The sequence below is a fragment of the Leisingera sp. F5 genome (assembly GCF_001593695.1).
In genome coordinates this window covers 43824-57523 of sequence record NZ_LUKH01000029.1, presented here as the reverse complement: position 1 = coordinate 57523, position 13700 = coordinate 43824, and the positions used below count along the sequence as shown (strand labels likewise).

General features: G+C 60.6%; 17 protein-coding genes and 1 pseudogene. 8 read left to right on the top strand and 10 right to left on the bottom strand.

The window, feature by feature from the left end; translation table 11 throughout:
- Nucleotides 1–76: 76 nt before the first annotated feature.
- Entirely contained in the window at nt 77–460 is a 384-nt protein-coding gene (locus A2I95_RS18240; protein WP_291731881.1) for an adenylate/guanylate cyclase domain-containing protein, read from the top strand.
- A gap of 144 nt (nt 461–604) precedes the next feature.
- Here the strand turns inward: A2I95_RS18240 and A2I95_RS18235 are convergent, their stop codons facing one another.
- Both A2I95_RS18235 and A2I95_RS18230 read right to left on the bottom strand, forming a co-directional pair.
- Complete coding sequence (locus A2I95_RS18235; protein WP_291731880.1) at nt 605–1711, bottom strand: FAD-dependent oxidoreductase; 1107 nt, start codon at nt 1709–1711, stop codon at nt 605–607.
- A 33-nt stretch (nt 1712–1744) separates the two neighbouring features.
- Complete coding sequence (locus A2I95_RS18230) at nt 1745–2425, bottom strand: cupin domain-containing protein (protein ID WP_291731879.1); 681 nt, start codon at nt 2423–2425, stop codon at nt 1745–1747.
- A 99-nt stretch (nt 2426–2524) separates the two neighbouring features.
- Between A2I95_RS18230 and A2I95_RS18225 the strand changes: the two genes are divergently transcribed.
- From A2I95_RS18225 to A2I95_RS18205, 5 genes are all read left to right on the top strand, one after another.
- Nucleotides 2525–3460: a LysR family transcriptional regulator gene (locus tag A2I95_RS18225; protein ID WP_291731878.1), complete on the top strand. Its 936-nt coding sequence runs from the start codon at nt 2525–2527 to the stop codon at nt 3458–3460.
- 17 nt (nt 3461–3477) lie between these two features.
- Nucleotides 3478–3936 carry a LysR substrate-binding domain-containing protein gene (locus A2I95_RS18220; RefSeq protein ID WP_291731876.1) on the top strand — a complete coding sequence of 153 codons (459 nt, stop codon included), beginning with the start codon at nt 3478–3480 and terminating at the stop codon, nt 3934–3936.
- A 212-nt stretch (nt 3937–4148) separates the two neighbouring features.
- Nucleotides 4149–4520 carry a PadR family transcriptional regulator gene (locus A2I95_RS18215; protein WP_291731875.1) on the top strand — a complete coding sequence of 124 codons (372 nt, stop codon included), beginning with the start codon at nt 4149–4151 and terminating at the stop codon, nt 4518–4520.
- Nucleotides 4521–4551: 31 nt separating this feature from the next.
- Entirely contained in the window at nt 4552–6072 is a 1521-nt protein-coding gene (locus tag A2I95_RS18210; protein ID WP_291731874.1) for an NAD(P)-binding domain-containing protein, read from the top strand.
- 153 nt (nt 6073–6225) lie between these two features.
- A complete protein-coding gene (locus tag A2I95_RS18205) occupies nt 6226–6411 on the top strand; it encodes a sulfur transferase domain-containing protein (RefSeq protein WP_291731871.1) in 186 nt (61 codons plus the stop codon).
- Between the two features lie 997 nt (nt 6412–7408).
- On the opposite strand, the pseudogene A2I95_RS18200 reads toward A2I95_RS18205, so the two are convergent.
- From A2I95_RS18200 to A2I95_RS18185, 4 genes and pseudogenes are all read right to left on the bottom strand, one after another.
- Nucleotides 7409–7684, bottom strand: a pseudogene (locus tag A2I95_RS18200) (FAD-dependent oxidoreductase); the annotation flags it as partial.
- Between the two features lie 143 nt (nt 7685–7827).
- A complete protein-coding gene (gene merF, locus A2I95_RS18195) occupies nt 7828–8052 on the bottom strand; it encodes a mercury resistance system transport protein MerF (RefSeq protein WP_291731869.1) in 225 nt (74 codons plus the stop codon).
- Nucleotides 8053–8306: 254 nt separating this feature from the next.
- Nucleotides 8307–8621, bottom strand: coding sequence for a heavy-metal-associated domain-containing protein (locus A2I95_RS18190; RefSeq protein ID WP_291731867.1), 315 nt, complete (start codon nt 8619–8621; stop codon nt 8307–8309).
- Nucleotides 8622–8633: 12 nt separating this feature from the next.
- The gene (locus A2I95_RS18185) at nt 8634–9026 is read right to left on the bottom strand and encodes a mercuric transporter MerT family protein (RefSeq protein WP_291731865.1); all 393 of its coding nucleotides are present in this window, start codon (nt 9024–9026) and stop codon (nt 8634–8636) included.
- A gap of 76 nt (nt 9027–9102) precedes the next feature.
- Between A2I95_RS18185 and A2I95_RS18180 the strand changes: the two genes are divergently transcribed.
- Together A2I95_RS18180 and A2I95_RS18175 are read left to right on the top strand one after the other, a co-directional pair.
- Entirely contained in the window at nt 9103–9516 is a 414-nt protein-coding gene (locus A2I95_RS18180) for a helix-turn-helix domain-containing protein (protein WP_291731863.1), read from the top strand.
- Nucleotides 9516–9839 (top strand): YnfA family protein, encoded by a 324-nt coding sequence (locus A2I95_RS18175; protein ID WP_291731883.1) that lies wholly within the window; start codon nt 9516–9518, stop codon nt 9837–9839. The genes A2I95_RS18180 and A2I95_RS18175 overlap by 1 nt, the downstream gene beginning before the upstream one ends.
- Before the next feature lie 94 nt (nt 9840–9933).
- On the opposite strand, the gene A2I95_RS18170 is transcribed toward A2I95_RS18175, so the two are convergent.
- Genes A2I95_RS18170 through A2I95_RS18155 form a run of 4 tightly spaced genes read right to left on the bottom strand, consistent with a single transcriptional unit; the run spans nt 9934 to nt 13691 of the window.
- Entirely contained in the window at nt 9934–10716 is a 783-nt protein-coding gene (locus tag A2I95_RS18170) for an ABC transporter ATP-binding protein (RefSeq protein ID WP_291731861.1), read from the bottom strand.
- Nucleotides 10713–11747: an iron ABC transporter permease gene (locus tag A2I95_RS18165; RefSeq protein ID WP_291731859.1), complete on the bottom strand. Its 1035-nt coding sequence runs from the start codon at nt 11745–11747 to the stop codon at nt 10713–10715. The genes A2I95_RS18170 and A2I95_RS18165 overlap by 4 nt, the downstream gene beginning before the upstream one ends.
- On the bottom strand, nt 11737–12783 hold the full coding sequence (locus A2I95_RS18160; RefSeq protein WP_291731858.1) for an iron ABC transporter permease: 1047 nt from the start codon (nt 12781–12783) through the stop codon (nt 11737–11739). The genes A2I95_RS18165 and A2I95_RS18160 overlap by 11 nt, the downstream gene beginning before the upstream one ends.
- Nucleotides 12780–13691, bottom strand: a complete 912-nt coding sequence (locus tag A2I95_RS18155) for a Fe(3+) dicitrate ABC transporter substrate-binding protein (protein WP_291731856.1) — start codon at nt 13689–13691, stop codon at nt 12780–12782. The genes A2I95_RS18160 and A2I95_RS18155 overlap by 4 nt, the downstream gene beginning before the upstream one ends.
- Nucleotides 13692–13700 lie beyond the last annotated feature (9 nt).

The window sequence follows — 13700 nt, the reverse complement described above, 5'->3', positions numbered from 1 at the left end:
GCGCCGCGGGCGGCCGCCAAAGACAAGGAATGGAGCCGCTGATCACTGACGCCGGCTGATCACCGGGACCGAGCAAGTGGGGAATTTTACTTCGGCACTTTTGGGGGAAATTCAAACGGCGTTGACACAAGTCACCAAACTGACCGCAGCCAGGCGAAGCAACGGGCTGCCTGCAACTGGCCTCTACCTCGGCCTTCATCTGGGTGAAGTCCATTATGGGAATGTGGGCTCTTCAAGCCGCCTCGACTTTACAGTTACAGGCCCTGCTGTGAATGAACTTTCCCGTATTGAAGGCATGTGCCGTGAATTGAACCGGGATATTGTCATCTCCGAAGCATTCGCACGCAGCCTCAACGTCGAAAGTATAAAACTGGCCAATCTGGGCAGCCATAATTTGCGTGGTGTTCGCGAACCCAAAGACCTGTTTTCTCTAGAAAGTTTCGGCAATCTTCTCTGCTGAGCTGAATTCCTGACGACGTTCGGCAATCCACCAGAAGAATTCACCATTCCTCACACACTCTCAGTGTAAGGCCCTCTGGCCTGGCAGGCAGGAACGGCGGTAGTGCTTTGACTGCCAGAGCCAGCTGGAAAGACAACGCACCTGTTATCCTGCTGCCGCTTGCGTGTTGCCGGCCAGCAGGATCTCTGCTGCGAGAACCGAAGCCTCCACTGCACCGGCCAGATATCCCGCTTCGTTCGGGCTGCTTTCGCTTCCGCCCAGTGTCAAGAACGCCTGCCAAGGGCCGTGAACCCAGGCGGAGGCCCGTGCCGGATGCCCTGCGTCATCCAGATCTGCCGGATGAGCTGTCAACGGGTCGATTGCCCAGTCTTTGATCAGTGTCGCCCGCGGGTTAGCGGCCTGCTCTCCAAAGATGCGCACAAGCTGTGCCAGGCAAGCCGCTGTCAACTGGTTTTCGTCTATCTGAGCCCTCTGCCGGGCTCCTATACCGACGAAGCCGAACAGTGCTGCTTTACCCGAAGCACTTGTGGCATCATGAATCTCGGCCATTGGCCCGACCATGCTTTGCGCCGTGCCGCTCAACCCGGCTTCCTGCCAGAAAGGGTGCTCAAATACCGCAAGGAACTTGGCATGGGGCGCCATCCATGTGGGCGTGCCTTCCCAAAGCCGCCGGTCCGCCTTCTCGAGTTCAGGCGCAAATTGCACGGCCGAAGCAAGAATGCGCGGAGGCAAGGCGGCAATAACATGATCTGCTTCAACCTTCTTCACAGCACCATCTTTGAGGCGGACTGCCAGCTCCACCCCTTTGTCCTGCAAGCGAAGGCTTTCGACACGGGCCTCACAATGAACCCGCTCCGTCGGCAACAGGCCTTCAAGGGCACGAACCAATGATCCTGTTCCTCCTTCAAGGCGCATGGATGCCGGTTCCTGGCGCAGCCCCGGATAACGCTGAGCCGGCTCACGGGACATACGCTCGAAGATTACATCACCCTCCGTACACTGGGCAAAGCCAGGCAATCCCAGTTCTCGTATCAACCCGCCAATGGCAGGCTGCATCCGTGGCCAGTACCAGGATGGCCCAAGATCGAAACCGTCCGCATCGGGGCTTCCTGTTTCATCCACCGTCAGAATCCGTCCGCCCAGCCGGTCTCGCGCTTCAAACAGTTGAAAATCGATGCCTGCCTGATGAAGAAGACGGGCAGCATTCAGGCCGGCAAGACCGCCGCCAAGGATAGCAACTTTGGTATTCATCAGTGTTGTCCTGTTTCTGTTTGGCAGGCTGCATCAGGCAGGCATCTGCAAGACATCCGCATGCTGGAGCGGCGCATCCTTTATCCAGACAGACGCGCCATTAGCGCCAGCTTCCGCCGTAAGATCTTTCCCGGCCGGAAACCGCTGCCAGCTTTGCTCAGCCAGGAGTTCTCCTCCAGCGGCAAAGGTACCCTTCAGCACCAGGAGCTCCAGGCCGCGCGGATTGGCAAGCAAAACCTCTGCGCCCGGAACCCATTCCTCAAGCAAGACGCGTTCGGCACCGTCGTCGAACAATGTAAGTGCCGAGGCCACGCCTTGGCGCAGCCCTGCCGGATTGCCTTTCCCGGGCGTGCGCACAATCTGTGCCTCGTCACCCTCCCGGAATTGCCACAGCCGGACGAAAATAATGCAGCCGTCTGCTGCAGCAGGGCTGTGGGATGTACCCGGAGGATTGCGGAAGTATGTTCCTGCCGGGTAGTCCCCGTGCTCATCCTGAAAGGTACCGTCGAGCACCAGGATTTCTTCTCCACCACTGTGAACATGTCCAGGAAAGGCGCTTCCCGGCGCATAACGAACGATTGAGGTGGCCCGCGCGACTTCCGCCCCTTCGCGGTACAGCATTTTGCGGTCCACTCCTGCAGCCGGGCTTGGAATCCAATCGAGGATGGATGCGTGTACAGTTACTGGCTGGTCCAACTCTGCGTTAATGCGCATGGCAGGGGCCTTTTCCTATCGGCATTGAGAACACAGATAGCACTCCACTCTCATGATCAAAAATGTCATAAATTCATTGTTCAATGCAGGACATTCATAATGCTGGATCGATACCATTTGGCCATTCTACGCGAAGTCCATCGCGCGGGCAGTGTCACCGCTGCCGCAGACCGCATGAACCTCAGCCAGTCGGCGGTCAGCCATGCGGTTTCCAAGCTGGAAAAGTTTCACCAGGTGAAGGTCTGGCGTAAGAAAGGCCGCAGCCTCGAGTTCACCCAGGCAGGATCGTATCTCCTTGAACTGGCTGACCGCATTGTACCTGAGCTGGAGCATGCCGAAGGCGTCCTGGCCGGCATGGCACGCGGGCTGCGCGGGATCCTGCGGCTTGGTATGGAGTGCCACCCCTGCGAAAAGTGGCTGATGCAGGTCACAGCGTCCTATCTGGCGGAGTGGCCGAACGTTGAGTTGGAGGTTCGCACAGAGTTTCGTTTTGATGGCGTTGCTGCGCTTGAAGGTCACGAGATCGACCTGCTGATCACACCGGACCCGGTAACCAAGCCCGGACTGCTGTTTGCGCCGGTTTTTGATTATGAGATCATGCTGGCTGTAAGGGATGATCACTCTCTGGCGGCGCAGCTTTCCGCAGAGCCGGCCTGCTTGACTGACCAGACGCTGATTACTGTGCCAGTCAGCACCGACAGGCTGGACATCTACACACGTTTCTTAATACCGGCCGGTTGCCGCCCTCAGCGGCGTATAGAAGTAGAAAGCATAGATCTGATGCTCCAGCTTGTTGCCGCGGGGCGGGGCCTGGCCGTTCTGCCGGACTGGCTGATCAGCGAAACAGGGGCAGGCCTCCCCGTCCGCGCGGTGAAGATTGGAGAAACTGGCCTTCCCAAAAGCATCAATGTTGGCTTGCGGCAGGCAGATACAGATATTGACTATGTATCTGGTTTCTTGCGGCTGGCTCGCGGGATCCCAGTTTACAAAGCAGATATGGCGCCAACCCGACCAGCTGACGCCATTTTCCCTTAAGCGAGCCGAAACAGCAGATGCTTGCCTCACTTTCCCTGTTCCACGAGCCCTTCATTCTAGCCTGCCCCAAGGAGTTGCCGAGAAAGCCTGATCATCCTGTCCGGTGGTCCGAAGTTCTGTCATCCAAGTTGGTTCTATTGTCTGAAGAGCACTGCTTGCGGGATCAGACCATGGCGTTATGCGACAGGATTGACAGGCCAGGGCATCGTGTTGCCAGCAGCCTAGAAATGCTGCGCCAGATGGTTGCCCTAGGAGAAGGTTGCGCGCTTTTCCCTGTCCTGTCTGTTAACGGCCCAGACCGCTTCGGCGGACTGGTGTCTCTTCACTCGATAGAAGACGGAAACTTCGGGCGCGAGGTCAGGCTTCTCTGGCGCAACAGTGATCCTCGTGCAGAGAATTTGGAGAAATTCGGAACGTTCATCCGGTCGCAAATGGATGCTCGGGCAATGGTCAAGTCTTTCACGACCTCTGGCTAGACTGTTCTCGCATTGCTCGAAAAAAGCTGCAGAAACCAGGCTAGGACATCAATGACACAACAACTTTCCATACCGCTGTAGCAGGGTAACCTCGGGCAAATTGGGTTAAAAGCGAGCTGCTGATCAGGTTGCCTGAGCGGTCAGAAGCCGGTCACTTCCGCTTCTTCAGCTTTCCACTTGATACATCGACCATCAATGCGTATGTCGGCCTCATGAGCACCAATACCGCCCGACCTGACCTGCTGAGCCCAGACTGCTGGGACACGATGATCAAGATGAGCTTGTCCAAGTTCTTTATCCTTTATGTGCTGCAGCAACAGGAACTGCACGGGTACGATATTGCAAAGGAGATAAAGCGCCACAGTAATGGGGGCTGCGCCCCCAGTGAAGGCACGGTTTATCCTGTCATGAAGCAATTTTCCGACGGCGGAATTGTGACTCACCAGTCGGTAATCACGTCAGGCCGGCGACGCAAAATCTATTCCATCACCGACAAAGGGCGGCAAGCGTTCCAAGTCTCAATGAAGGAATGGGCAAAAATGGCACTCTGCCTGCAGGAATGCTCCTGCTTGGTCGCTGAATAGAGGTTTTTTTGACCTTAAACGTTGAAGATCGATGCATCGAGGAAAGAAAATGAAGCACGCACAAATTGACAACATAGTGGTCGTCATCGGCGCAGGACCCATTGGGATCGCAACAGCTGCTCAGCTTTTGGAGAAAGGCCTGACGCCGGTTGTTCTGGAGAAGGGTAAGTCAGCGGGCCGCGCCATCCTGGAGTGGGGCCATGTTCGCGTATTCACCCCTTGGCGGCTCATGATTGATCCCGCAGTCACATCCCTGCTGGACGGTGCCGGATGGACAGCGCCGGACGGCGACGGCGTCCCGACAGGCAAAGAGTTTGTCGAGCAATACCTGATCCCGGCAACACACAACACCCCGCTAAAAGACCACATCACTTTCGGCGCGGAAGTTATCGCCGTATCGAAACGCGGCCTGAGCAAATCAATCTCCAGGGGCCGGGACGATGCTCCGTTCACCGTTCACTATGTGACGGCAGGCGGAACGCGCCAGGTCATTGAAGCAGGTGCTGTCATTGACGCCTCCGGCACTTGGTCAAATCCGAACCCTATCGGAGCCGATGGGCTCCCGGTTCCCGGGGAAGAAGAAGCCAAGACTCACATCCTTCAAGCAATTCCGGATACGCTGGGCGCGGATCGGGGCCTGTATGAGGGCAAGTCTACGCTTGTTCTGGGCGGCGGGCATTCCGCAACTAACGTTGTCCTAGATCTGCTGCAGCTGCGCAGCAGCGATCCCCGCACTCAGATTTTCTGGGGGCTTCGGCACAATACGATGGAAAAACTCCTGTCGAGTGCCGGCCTGAACAAGGAGCTGCCGGAGCGGGCAGCCTTGGGTGCTGCGGCGAAGGAAGCGATCGACTCCGGTTCGCTTGATCTGCTGGCACCGATGCGCGTTGAACGCATCACGAAAACAGATGGCAGATTGAATGTTTCCCTTCTGGTCGCCGGCCGGCACCGCGAGATTACTGTGGACCGGATCATCGTGAACACCGGATTCCGGGCTGATATGGGCATCCTGCGCGAATTGCGGCTGGATCTTGACGACGTCGTTGAATCCCCGCGCCTCCTCGCTCCGATGATCGACCCGAACCTGCACTCCTGCGGCTCAGTGCCTGCTCATGGCGTGAAGGAGCTGTCCCACACGGACAAAAATTTCTTTATTGCCGGTATGAAATCCTACGGGCGGGCCCCAACCTTCCTGATGCGGACAGGCTACGCACAAGTCCACTCAATCACCGATTCCTTGGCTGGAGTGGTCACTGAGATGCCGCCTGAACAAGTCGCACCTGCCTGCTGCATTGGAGAAGACGGTGCCGAATTCAACTGCGGCGGAAAGCTGGAAGCCGACTCTGACCCCGCCAACAGCTATGGCGCCCCGCAACAGGAAGAGTCCAGCTGCTGCGGAAGCCAGGATACCAGTCCGGAATCCGCCAGCAGCTGCAGCCCCGGCCAAGACAAAGCGTCAGGCTGTTGCGCGCCGTCTGACCCCGGAAATGAAACCGCCGCCGCATCATCTGGCTGCTGCGGGTCGTCCGAAAAGCCCGAAGAGGCAGTATAGCAGGCCGACTGCTGCGCTTGAAACACCTGAGCATTCACTAAGACGGGCGAGACTTAGTACCTTGCCCGTTTTTCCCGATACAGGGCTTTGTGAAAGCAATACTTCCCAAAACAGCTATGCCCGTCAACGAATGCTGGATCTGTGGAGAAGAACATGGAACTTAAAGAGATTTCCGATGGTTTTGTCAGTCCGCAAGTTTTTCCCGAAGACCTCGCAATACTGAAAGACGCGGGTATTCGGACTGTCATTTGCAACCGGCTGGACAGTGCAACCGCAAACCAGCCTTCCTACAAGGAAATCCAGATTGCAGCCAAAGCCGCAGAGCTTGAAGTCCGGTAGCCCTTCGAAACCAGGAAGCAATGACCGCTTCGAGGATTTGAGCGGCGATGCAGCAAGAAGCCCGCCGCACGTGCGAAAGGATGCGGCGTCAGCGAAGACGAAAAATCCAAGGTCGGTTTCGTCCCGCTGTGCCGTTGTTAGACCTTCGGAAATGCTGCGCGATCCACGAACGGCTGCAATGCGATATGCGCTGCGGCGCTCGACCAGGCTTGGGCCGACAACCAAGTGTGCTTTGCAGGATTCTGCAAAGCCCGCTTCCTGCGCACAGCGGACATAAGAGGATACCTAGGCAGCGCTTACAATGGATGGCGGCTGGCAACGCAGCCGTAAGTTATCGGGCTTGAATGAAACAGTGTCCAAATCCTGCTCCCGCAACCATCGTTTCCGACCAAGCCCTCGCCACCAGCGGGGGCTTGGTTGATTCAGGATAACCCAAAGACATCAGCCCCGCCAATTCCCCAACAAGTTCAAGCTGATGCCCGCCCGGCGCCTTAGCGTCCGGAACCATCCGCACTTCCGAAACCAAAGCCCGCAGCGACGCCGTCGCCTCCCGCCGCACCTCTGGTGCGTTCAGGGCGCCAGCAAGATCCTCGATCAGCTCCCGGTACCGCACCGACAGGCTCGGGTGCAGCCGCAGGGCAGGGGGCTCCGGGTTGTCAGCGATGACCGCCTCCAGGCGGGCCTTCTCCCTCTCCAGCTCAGACATCTTGTCCTTCATTGAGGCGGTGTACATGCCGTCCTCGATGGCTGTCAGGATGTTGGCGATCCGGCTTTCCACCTTCTTGAGGGAGTGTTCGGCTTTCTGCCGGTCCTGGCAGGCGCCCGCTGCGGCTTCGTTGAAGGCCTCGCGGTATTCCTCCGCGAACTGCGCCAGCAGGTCCGGTGCCAGGACCGGAACAAGTACCAGCCGTTGATCAACAGATGGGCGAACCTTGCCTTGAAGGACTTCCGGAAACGGATGCCGCCGGGCGTCCAGTTTGCTGCGGTGTTCCACCTGGATGACCGCAGCCCAGTCCGTGACTTCTGCGGTGCCCTTCAGGCCGCGAAAGCGATGCGCGGCCATCGCGCCATTCACTGCCTCGGCAGCACGGATCATCGTTTTCGAAGGCACACAGCCCACGTTCACGCAGGTGCCGCCAATGGTTCCGTGCCCGATCAGCGCCACACGCTTACCGCCTTCCGCAGCCGTGATCGCGGCCGAGAAACCAGCCGATCCGGCTCCAATGACAGCAAGATCATATTCCCCATTCGGCGTGCAGCAGTCGCTGTTCATTGATTTTCCTTTCGATACGCGCGCGGGCGTCGTTGTCATTTGTCTGGTTTATGCGGTGGCGATTTCTAATCGGAGCCAGGTTCAGCCTCAGAAGGGCGCGCCCAGAAGGGGTGCAGCAACAAGCCTCAGCACGGAATACTCTGTCAGATCCGTCGTGCCCGCCGCTGCCGCCGCCAGACGGCATAGGCCGTCAAGGCAATGAAGAACGCCAGCGCGGGGATCGGCACATAGTCGATCCAGCCCAGCGCTGCAGAAAGCCCGATAGCTCCAAGGAGAACCGCCAGGAGTGGAGTGAAACAGCACAATGCGGCGATAAGGGTACCGGCGATGCCTGCTGCCACCAGTTTGCGGTCAGTTTTTTCAGTCATGGACTGTTCTTCCGCTATTGTTGCTCCCAACCGGACACTGGCCGGTCAGCCGGCCGCGGCGCATCGAACGCCAGACCAATGCAAGCGCCGCAACCGCCAGCCCAATGGAAATCACGCCGTACCCGGTCAGCCACCCGCCTGCGGCGCCGGCAAGCGCAGACAATAGGATACCGCCGCCGCCACAGCATATTATCACCAGAGGTGCCGCCAGGATCGTCGCGCCGAGGCCTCCTATCAGGCTGTCACACATGGGATCAGCCCTTCTCCATGGCCGGATAACCGGCGTTTTCTGAGGCCGTGGAAATGGTTTCAGCGCTCGTTGCGGCGGTGTCAAAAACGACCGTGGCCGTCTTTGCGTCAAAATCCACCTCGACGGAGCGCACGCCGTCCACGCCTTCCATAGCGCGCTTCACCGTCACCGGGCAGAGCGCGCAGGTCATGTTTTCGACCGCGAATGTCACGGTCTCCTCCGCAGCAACGCTTTGGACGGCAGCGGGCAGTGCAGCGGTTGCGATGGCGGCCGTTCCGAGAAGACCGAAGCCGAGAACAGCAGCGAGCAGTTTCTTCATTTGATGTTCCTTTCAGTAAAAGAGCGGCGCCCACCAGGTGATGGTCAGAGCTGCCACAACAACAGCCAGCGAGATCCAGAGCGCTGTTTTGGTGATACGGGCCGAAGAGGGTTTGGTGCAGTAGGAACCCGGTTCACAGGCGGCTGGCTTGCGGAAATACACCTGCCAGAAGCCAGCCCCGATGAAGCCAAGCGCGATCAGGGCAAAAACCGGCTTGTAGGGTTCAAGTGCGGTCAGGTTCCCGATCCAGGCCCCCGAGATACCAAGCGTGAGCAATACCAGCGGCCCAACGCAGCAAGCGGACGCAAAAACCGCACCAAGCAGCCCGCCCGCGGCAAGCCAGCCTGTGCGGCTGCGGTCCGCACCTGTGTTTACTTGCCCGGTTTGCTGTTCAGCAATCCTCATACTTATCTCCTCACGAATAGTGCTGGCACCTTGTGTAGGCCCTGTAGTAGCTACAGGGGCAAGGAGGTTTTTTCCGATGCCAGATCACAAAACCGCGACAACGCTCACCCGCGGGGAGCTGGCCCGGGCCACGGGCTGCAACCTTGAAACCATCCGCTATTACGAGAAGACCGGCATGATGCCAGACCCGCCGCGCACGGCCGCAGGCCACCGCATCTACGGGCAGAGCCATGTCCAGCGCCTGCGCTTCATCCTGCGGGCCCGCGAGCTCGGCTTTGCCATTGATGAAATCAAGGGCCTGCTCGGCCTGGTCGACGGCGGCACCCAGACCTGCGGTGAGGTGAAAGCCCTGACCGAAAGTCATCTCAGCGATGTACGCCGGAAAATTGCAGATCTTCGCCGGATAGAAAAAGTACTGGCCGCAACATCTGCCCAATGTTCCGGCGAGGATGTCCCGGAGTGTCCGGTCCTGGAGGCACTGGCATCTTGATCGGGACGTTTCTGATCTTTGCCTTGGCAGCCCTTGCGGAAATCGCCGGGTGCTTCGCCTTTTGGGCGTGGCTGCGCTTGGACCGTTCGCCGCTCTGGCTGGTGCCCGGCGTTGCAAGCCTCGTGCTGTTTGCGTATCTTCTGACGCGCGCCGACAGTGGGTTTGCTGGCCGGGCATACGCGGCCTATGGCGGGGTCTACATCGCCAGTTCCATGTTCTGGATGTGGCTGGCTGAAGGCAACCGCCCCGACCGCTGGGATGTCGCCGGAATGACGATATGCTTGATTGGCAGCGCGCTGATCCTGGTACCTTCACGAGGCTGACTCCCGCCTCCGGGCGGTCGCCGCCCTGGCTGGCGCATGATGCGCATGGCGCCACTTGCGACGCTTGGCAAGCCAATCTTTGCTGCCTGCTGAACTACTGAACCTGGCAGACCGGCTCCAACGGCACCGGGACCGGAGTGCCGGTTACCGGGTCGGGATGGATTTCAACGGGCAGGCCATAGACCTGCTCGATCAGCTCCGTGGTCAGCACCTGCTGGGGCGCGCCTTGCGCCACCACCCGGCCTGCGTTCATGACCACGATTTCATCGGCATAGCGGGCCGCCTGCGGGATGTCGTGCAGCACGGTGATGCAGCTCCGCCCCTCGCGGGCCAGGCTGCGCATCAGCCGCAGCACCTCCACCTGGTGACGGATGTCCAGCCAGCTGGTCGGCTCGTCAAACAGCATCGCGGGCGTGTCCTGAGCCAGAACCATGGCAATGAACGCCCGCTGGCGCTGGCCGCCGGACAGGGCCGCCAGCTTGCGCCCGGCCAGATCCTCCAGCCCCATCCGGGTTATGGCACGGGCGACATGAGCCCGGTCGGCGGCATCACCGATGCCCAGCAGGTTCTGATGCGGCGCGCGGCCATAGCCAACCAGATCGCCCACAGTGACCCCGGGCGGCACCTCATTGTCCTGTGCCAGCAGGGCCAGCCGTCTGGCCTGTGCGCGGGGGGACAGACACGCAATGTCTTCACCGCCAACGCGGATCCTCCCGCGCTCCGCCTTCAGCTGCCCCGATACCGCCTTGAAAAGGGTGGACTTGCCGCAGCCGTTCGGGCCGATCAGCGCGGTCAGCTTGCCAGCGTCAAAGCGCAAGGTTGCAGGGTGGAGGCGGAACGACCTGTAACCTGCCACGAGGTTTTCAAGCTCGATCATCCGGCGCCTCCCTGGCCGCGACTTTCTGTTACAAGAAGCCAAATGAAAAACGGCGCGCCCAGCAGCGCGGTGATGATTCCGGCGGAAATCTCAACCGGCGGTGCGATGGCGCGGCCAGCGGCATCCGCGCCCGTACAGAAGATTGCGCCGGTCAGCGCCGCAGCGGGCAGCAGCGGCCAATGACGCCCGCCGACCACCCGCATGGCGATATGCGGCGCCATCAGGCCGACAAAGCCGATAACCCCGACCACGCTGACCGAAATGGCAGCCAGAAGGGCTGCCACCAGAAAGGCCGTTCCGCGCTCCAGCCGGTTGCGTGCCCCCAGCGCTGCCGCACGGGCGGGGCCGAGATATTGCAGATCCAGCCGGAAGCTCAGCAGGAAGGCCAGTAAGATCAGCACGGACAGTACCGGAGCGACGCCGGTGAGATGCGTCCAGCCGCGGCCCCACAGGCTGCCTGATAGCCAGATCATCGGCGCGGAAAACTCTGGCCCGGTCTGGGTGACCAGCAGGAATTCAACTGCAGCATCCAGTGCAAACCCGGTTGCGACTCCGATCAGGGTCAGCCGCGCGGCCTCCGCCTGTCCGCGGTTGGCCATGATCCACACCAGACCGCCAGCTGCAAGCCCGCCCGCTGCTGCCGCATAGGGGGCCAAACCGCTGGCGTGACCGGGCAGGATCAATGTGCATATGAGAACGGCAAAGGCGGCGCCGGAATTGATGCCAGCGATCTTCGGGCTGGCCAGCGGATTGCGCAGCAGCGACTGGATCACCGCGCCGGAGACTGCGAGCGAGGCACCAGTAAGGGCGGCCAGAAGGGTACGGGGCAGGCGCAGGTTGAGGATTATGAAATCCTGACGGGGCCCCTCCAAACCAAGCAGCGTGTTCCATAAGATTCTGGCAGGGATGGAAACTGCGCCACTGGTCAGGCCGAACAGCACGGCAGCAGTCAGAACAAGCGCGAGAATGACCAGGGTACAGAAAGTCCGGCGGCTGCCGAAACGGTGATAGGATACAGGTTCAGCGAGCATTGCCTGCTCCTTCGCCGCTGAGAACTGCCGCCAGAAGCCAAGGCGCACCGATCAAGGCAACTACGACGCCGACGGGAACCTCCGCCATGCCTGGCCACAATTTCGAGAGCGCGTCTGCCCAGGCCATCAGCCCGGCTCCCAGAAGCGCGGCCAGCGGCACCAGCCGGCGGTAATCCGGGCCCGCCAGGCTTTTGGCGAGATGCGGCACCACCAGTCCGGCAAAGGCGATGGGTCCGGCGACGGACACGCTGACCCCGGTCAGGACGGCGGCCACTGCGGTGCCGGCGGCCAGCGTTCGGCGGGGATCCGCACCCAGCCCGTGGCTGGCGGCCTGTCCCAGTGCCATCAAGTTGAGCCGGTGTGCCAGGGCGAAGGCTGCGCCGCCGCCCGCCACCGCAACCAGAACCAGCCGCACCACCGCATCCATCCGCACCCCGGCGACATCGCCGACTGTCCAGCGAACGATCTGGCGCGACACGTCGTCCTCCAGCGTATAGCCGAGCCGCACTGCGGCAAACCCAAGTGCGCCCACGGCAATCCCGCCCAGGATCAGGCGCATGGCATCGATACGCCCGGAAAATGCCCCCGAAATGGCAAAGGTCAGAGCTGCCGCGGCAAGGGCGCAGAACGTGGCCAGCAGCGGCAATGGCACTGCCGCAAACCCAGGCGCCGCCACCCCCAGCACGATCCCCAACGCAGCCCCCTGATTAATACCCAGCAGGCCCGGCGAAGCCAAGCCGTTGCGTGTCACCGCTTGCAGGAGCAGCCCGGCCACCCCGAGGTTGGCGCCCAGCAGCACCGCTGACAGAGTGCGCGGCACTCGAATATCGCGCATGGTCTGTTCGGCCAGTGTCGCTTCGGCTCCCAGAAACAGGCCTGCGAGATCGGCAAGCCCGACGTCACTGCGCCCGCCTGTGACCAGTGAAAGCCCGATGCCAACGGCAATTGCAGTACAGCCTGCCAACGCCCGGAATACCCGGTCCCAACGGACCGTATGCCTTTCGCCGGCCTGGATCACACAGCGGGCCCCGTTCACTGGAGCGACTTTGCAATGGCCAGAAGATCTGCGGCGGACTGTTCGGCGGTCAGCATCCCCCGCGACCGGGACCAGAGATCGGAAGAGACTTCAAAGACATGCCCTTTCTGGACCGCTTCAAGCTGCTGCCAAAGTGCTTCGGACGCCCAGGCCTGATCAATCGTATCCCCCTTGGCAGGTTTGCCCAGGATCAGGACGGCAGGATCGGATTCCGATAGCTGCTCAAGCGTCACAGGCTGGTAGAGAGCACCGTAAGTGCCGCCCTCGGTCACAGGCCCGGCTGCCTCGAAACCGAGAGCAGCCAGAAATGTGCCGGCATAAGATTGCGGGCTGTGCAGCCAGAGTCCTCGGCTGCTGGCGACCCCGAATTGCGCGGGGCGGCCATCGGCTGCAGCCGCGATTTGCTCACGTATCGCGTTCATACGTGCGGCGTGACTGGCCTGAAACGCGGCCGTTTCCTCACCCCGGCCCACAGCTTCGCCGATACGGGCGGCCTGAGTCAGCACGTCCTGGTAACCGCCAGTCAGGCTGTCATAGAAGATCACCGGAGCAATCTGCTCCAGCGTGCTGCGGATTGCCCCGTGCCGGTCTGTGTCTGCAATGATCAGATCAGGCTGCAGGGCGGCAATCACTTCCAGGCTCGGGGTTTTGCGGGTGCCGACGCTGGTCCAGTTGTCCCCGATCAGTTCCCGAAGCACCGGCTGGATGCGCTCGGGTTTGTTGTCATCCGCAACCCCCACCGGCACCAGACCGGCCGCAGCCAAGGCATCGAGGAAGGAGAATTCCAGCACCACGATCCGCTGCGGTGCATCGGGGACCTGCGCCGTGCCAAGCGCATGAACCACCTCGCGCGCCTGAGCGGCAGCAGCGGCGAGACCAAGGACGATGGCAAGAATGAAGCAGCGCATGTACCCGGG

Bases quoted from the DNA above. Each gene is read 5' to 3' on its own strand.
- A2I95_RS18235 (WP_291731880.1), bottom strand. From the start codon at position 1,711: ATGAATACCAAAGTTGCTATCCTTGGCGGCGGTCTTGCCGGCCTGAAT.
- A2I95_RS18230 (WP_291731879.1), bottom strand. From the start codon at position 2,425: ATGCGCATTAACGCAGAGTTGGACCAGCCAGTAACTGTACACGCATCC.
- A2I95_RS18225 (WP_291731878.1), top strand. From the start codon at position 2,525: ATGCTGGATCGATACCATTTGGCCATTCTACGCGAAGTCCATCGCGCG.
- A2I95_RS18220 (WP_291731876.1), top strand. From the start codon at position 3,478: ATGCTTGCCTCACTTTCCCTGTTCCACGAGCCCTTCATTCTAGCCTGC.
- A2I95_RS18215 (WP_291731875.1), top strand. From the start codon at position 4,149: ATGAGCACCAATACCGCCCGACCTGACCTGCTGAGCCCAGACTGCTGG.
- A2I95_RS18210 (WP_291731874.1), top strand. From the start codon at position 4,552: ATGCATCGAGGAAAGAAAATGAAGCACGCACAAATTGACAACATAGTG.
- A2I95_RS18205 (WP_291731871.1), top strand. From the start codon at position 6,226: ATGGAACTTAAAGAGATTTCCGATGGTTTTGTCAGTCCGCAAGTTTTT.
- merF (WP_291731869.1), bottom strand. From the start codon at position 8,052: ATGACTGAAAAAACTGACCGCAAACTGGTGGCAGCAGGCATCGCCGGT.
- A2I95_RS18190 (WP_291731867.1), bottom strand. From the start codon at position 8,621: ATGAAGAAACTGCTCGCTGCTGTTCTCGGCTTCGGTCTTCTCGGAACG.
- A2I95_RS18185 (WP_291731865.1), bottom strand. From the start codon at position 9,026: ATGAGGATTGCTGAACAGCAAACCGGGCAAGTAAACACAGGTGCGGAC.
- A2I95_RS18180 (WP_291731863.1), top strand. From the start codon at position 9,103: ATGCCAGATCACAAAACCGCGACAACGCTCACCCGCGGGGAGCTGGCC.
- A2I95_RS18170 (WP_291731861.1), bottom strand. From the start codon at position 10,716: ATGATCGAGCTTGAAAACCTCGTGGCAGGTTACAGGTCGTTCCGCCTC.
- A2I95_RS18165 (WP_291731859.1), bottom strand. From the start codon at position 11,747: ATGCTCGCTGAACCTGTATCCTATCACCGTTTCGGCAGCCGCCGGACT.
- A2I95_RS18155 (WP_291731856.1), bottom strand. From the start codon at position 13,691: ATGCGCTGCTTCATTCTTGCCATCGTCCTTGGTCTCGCCGCTGCTGCC.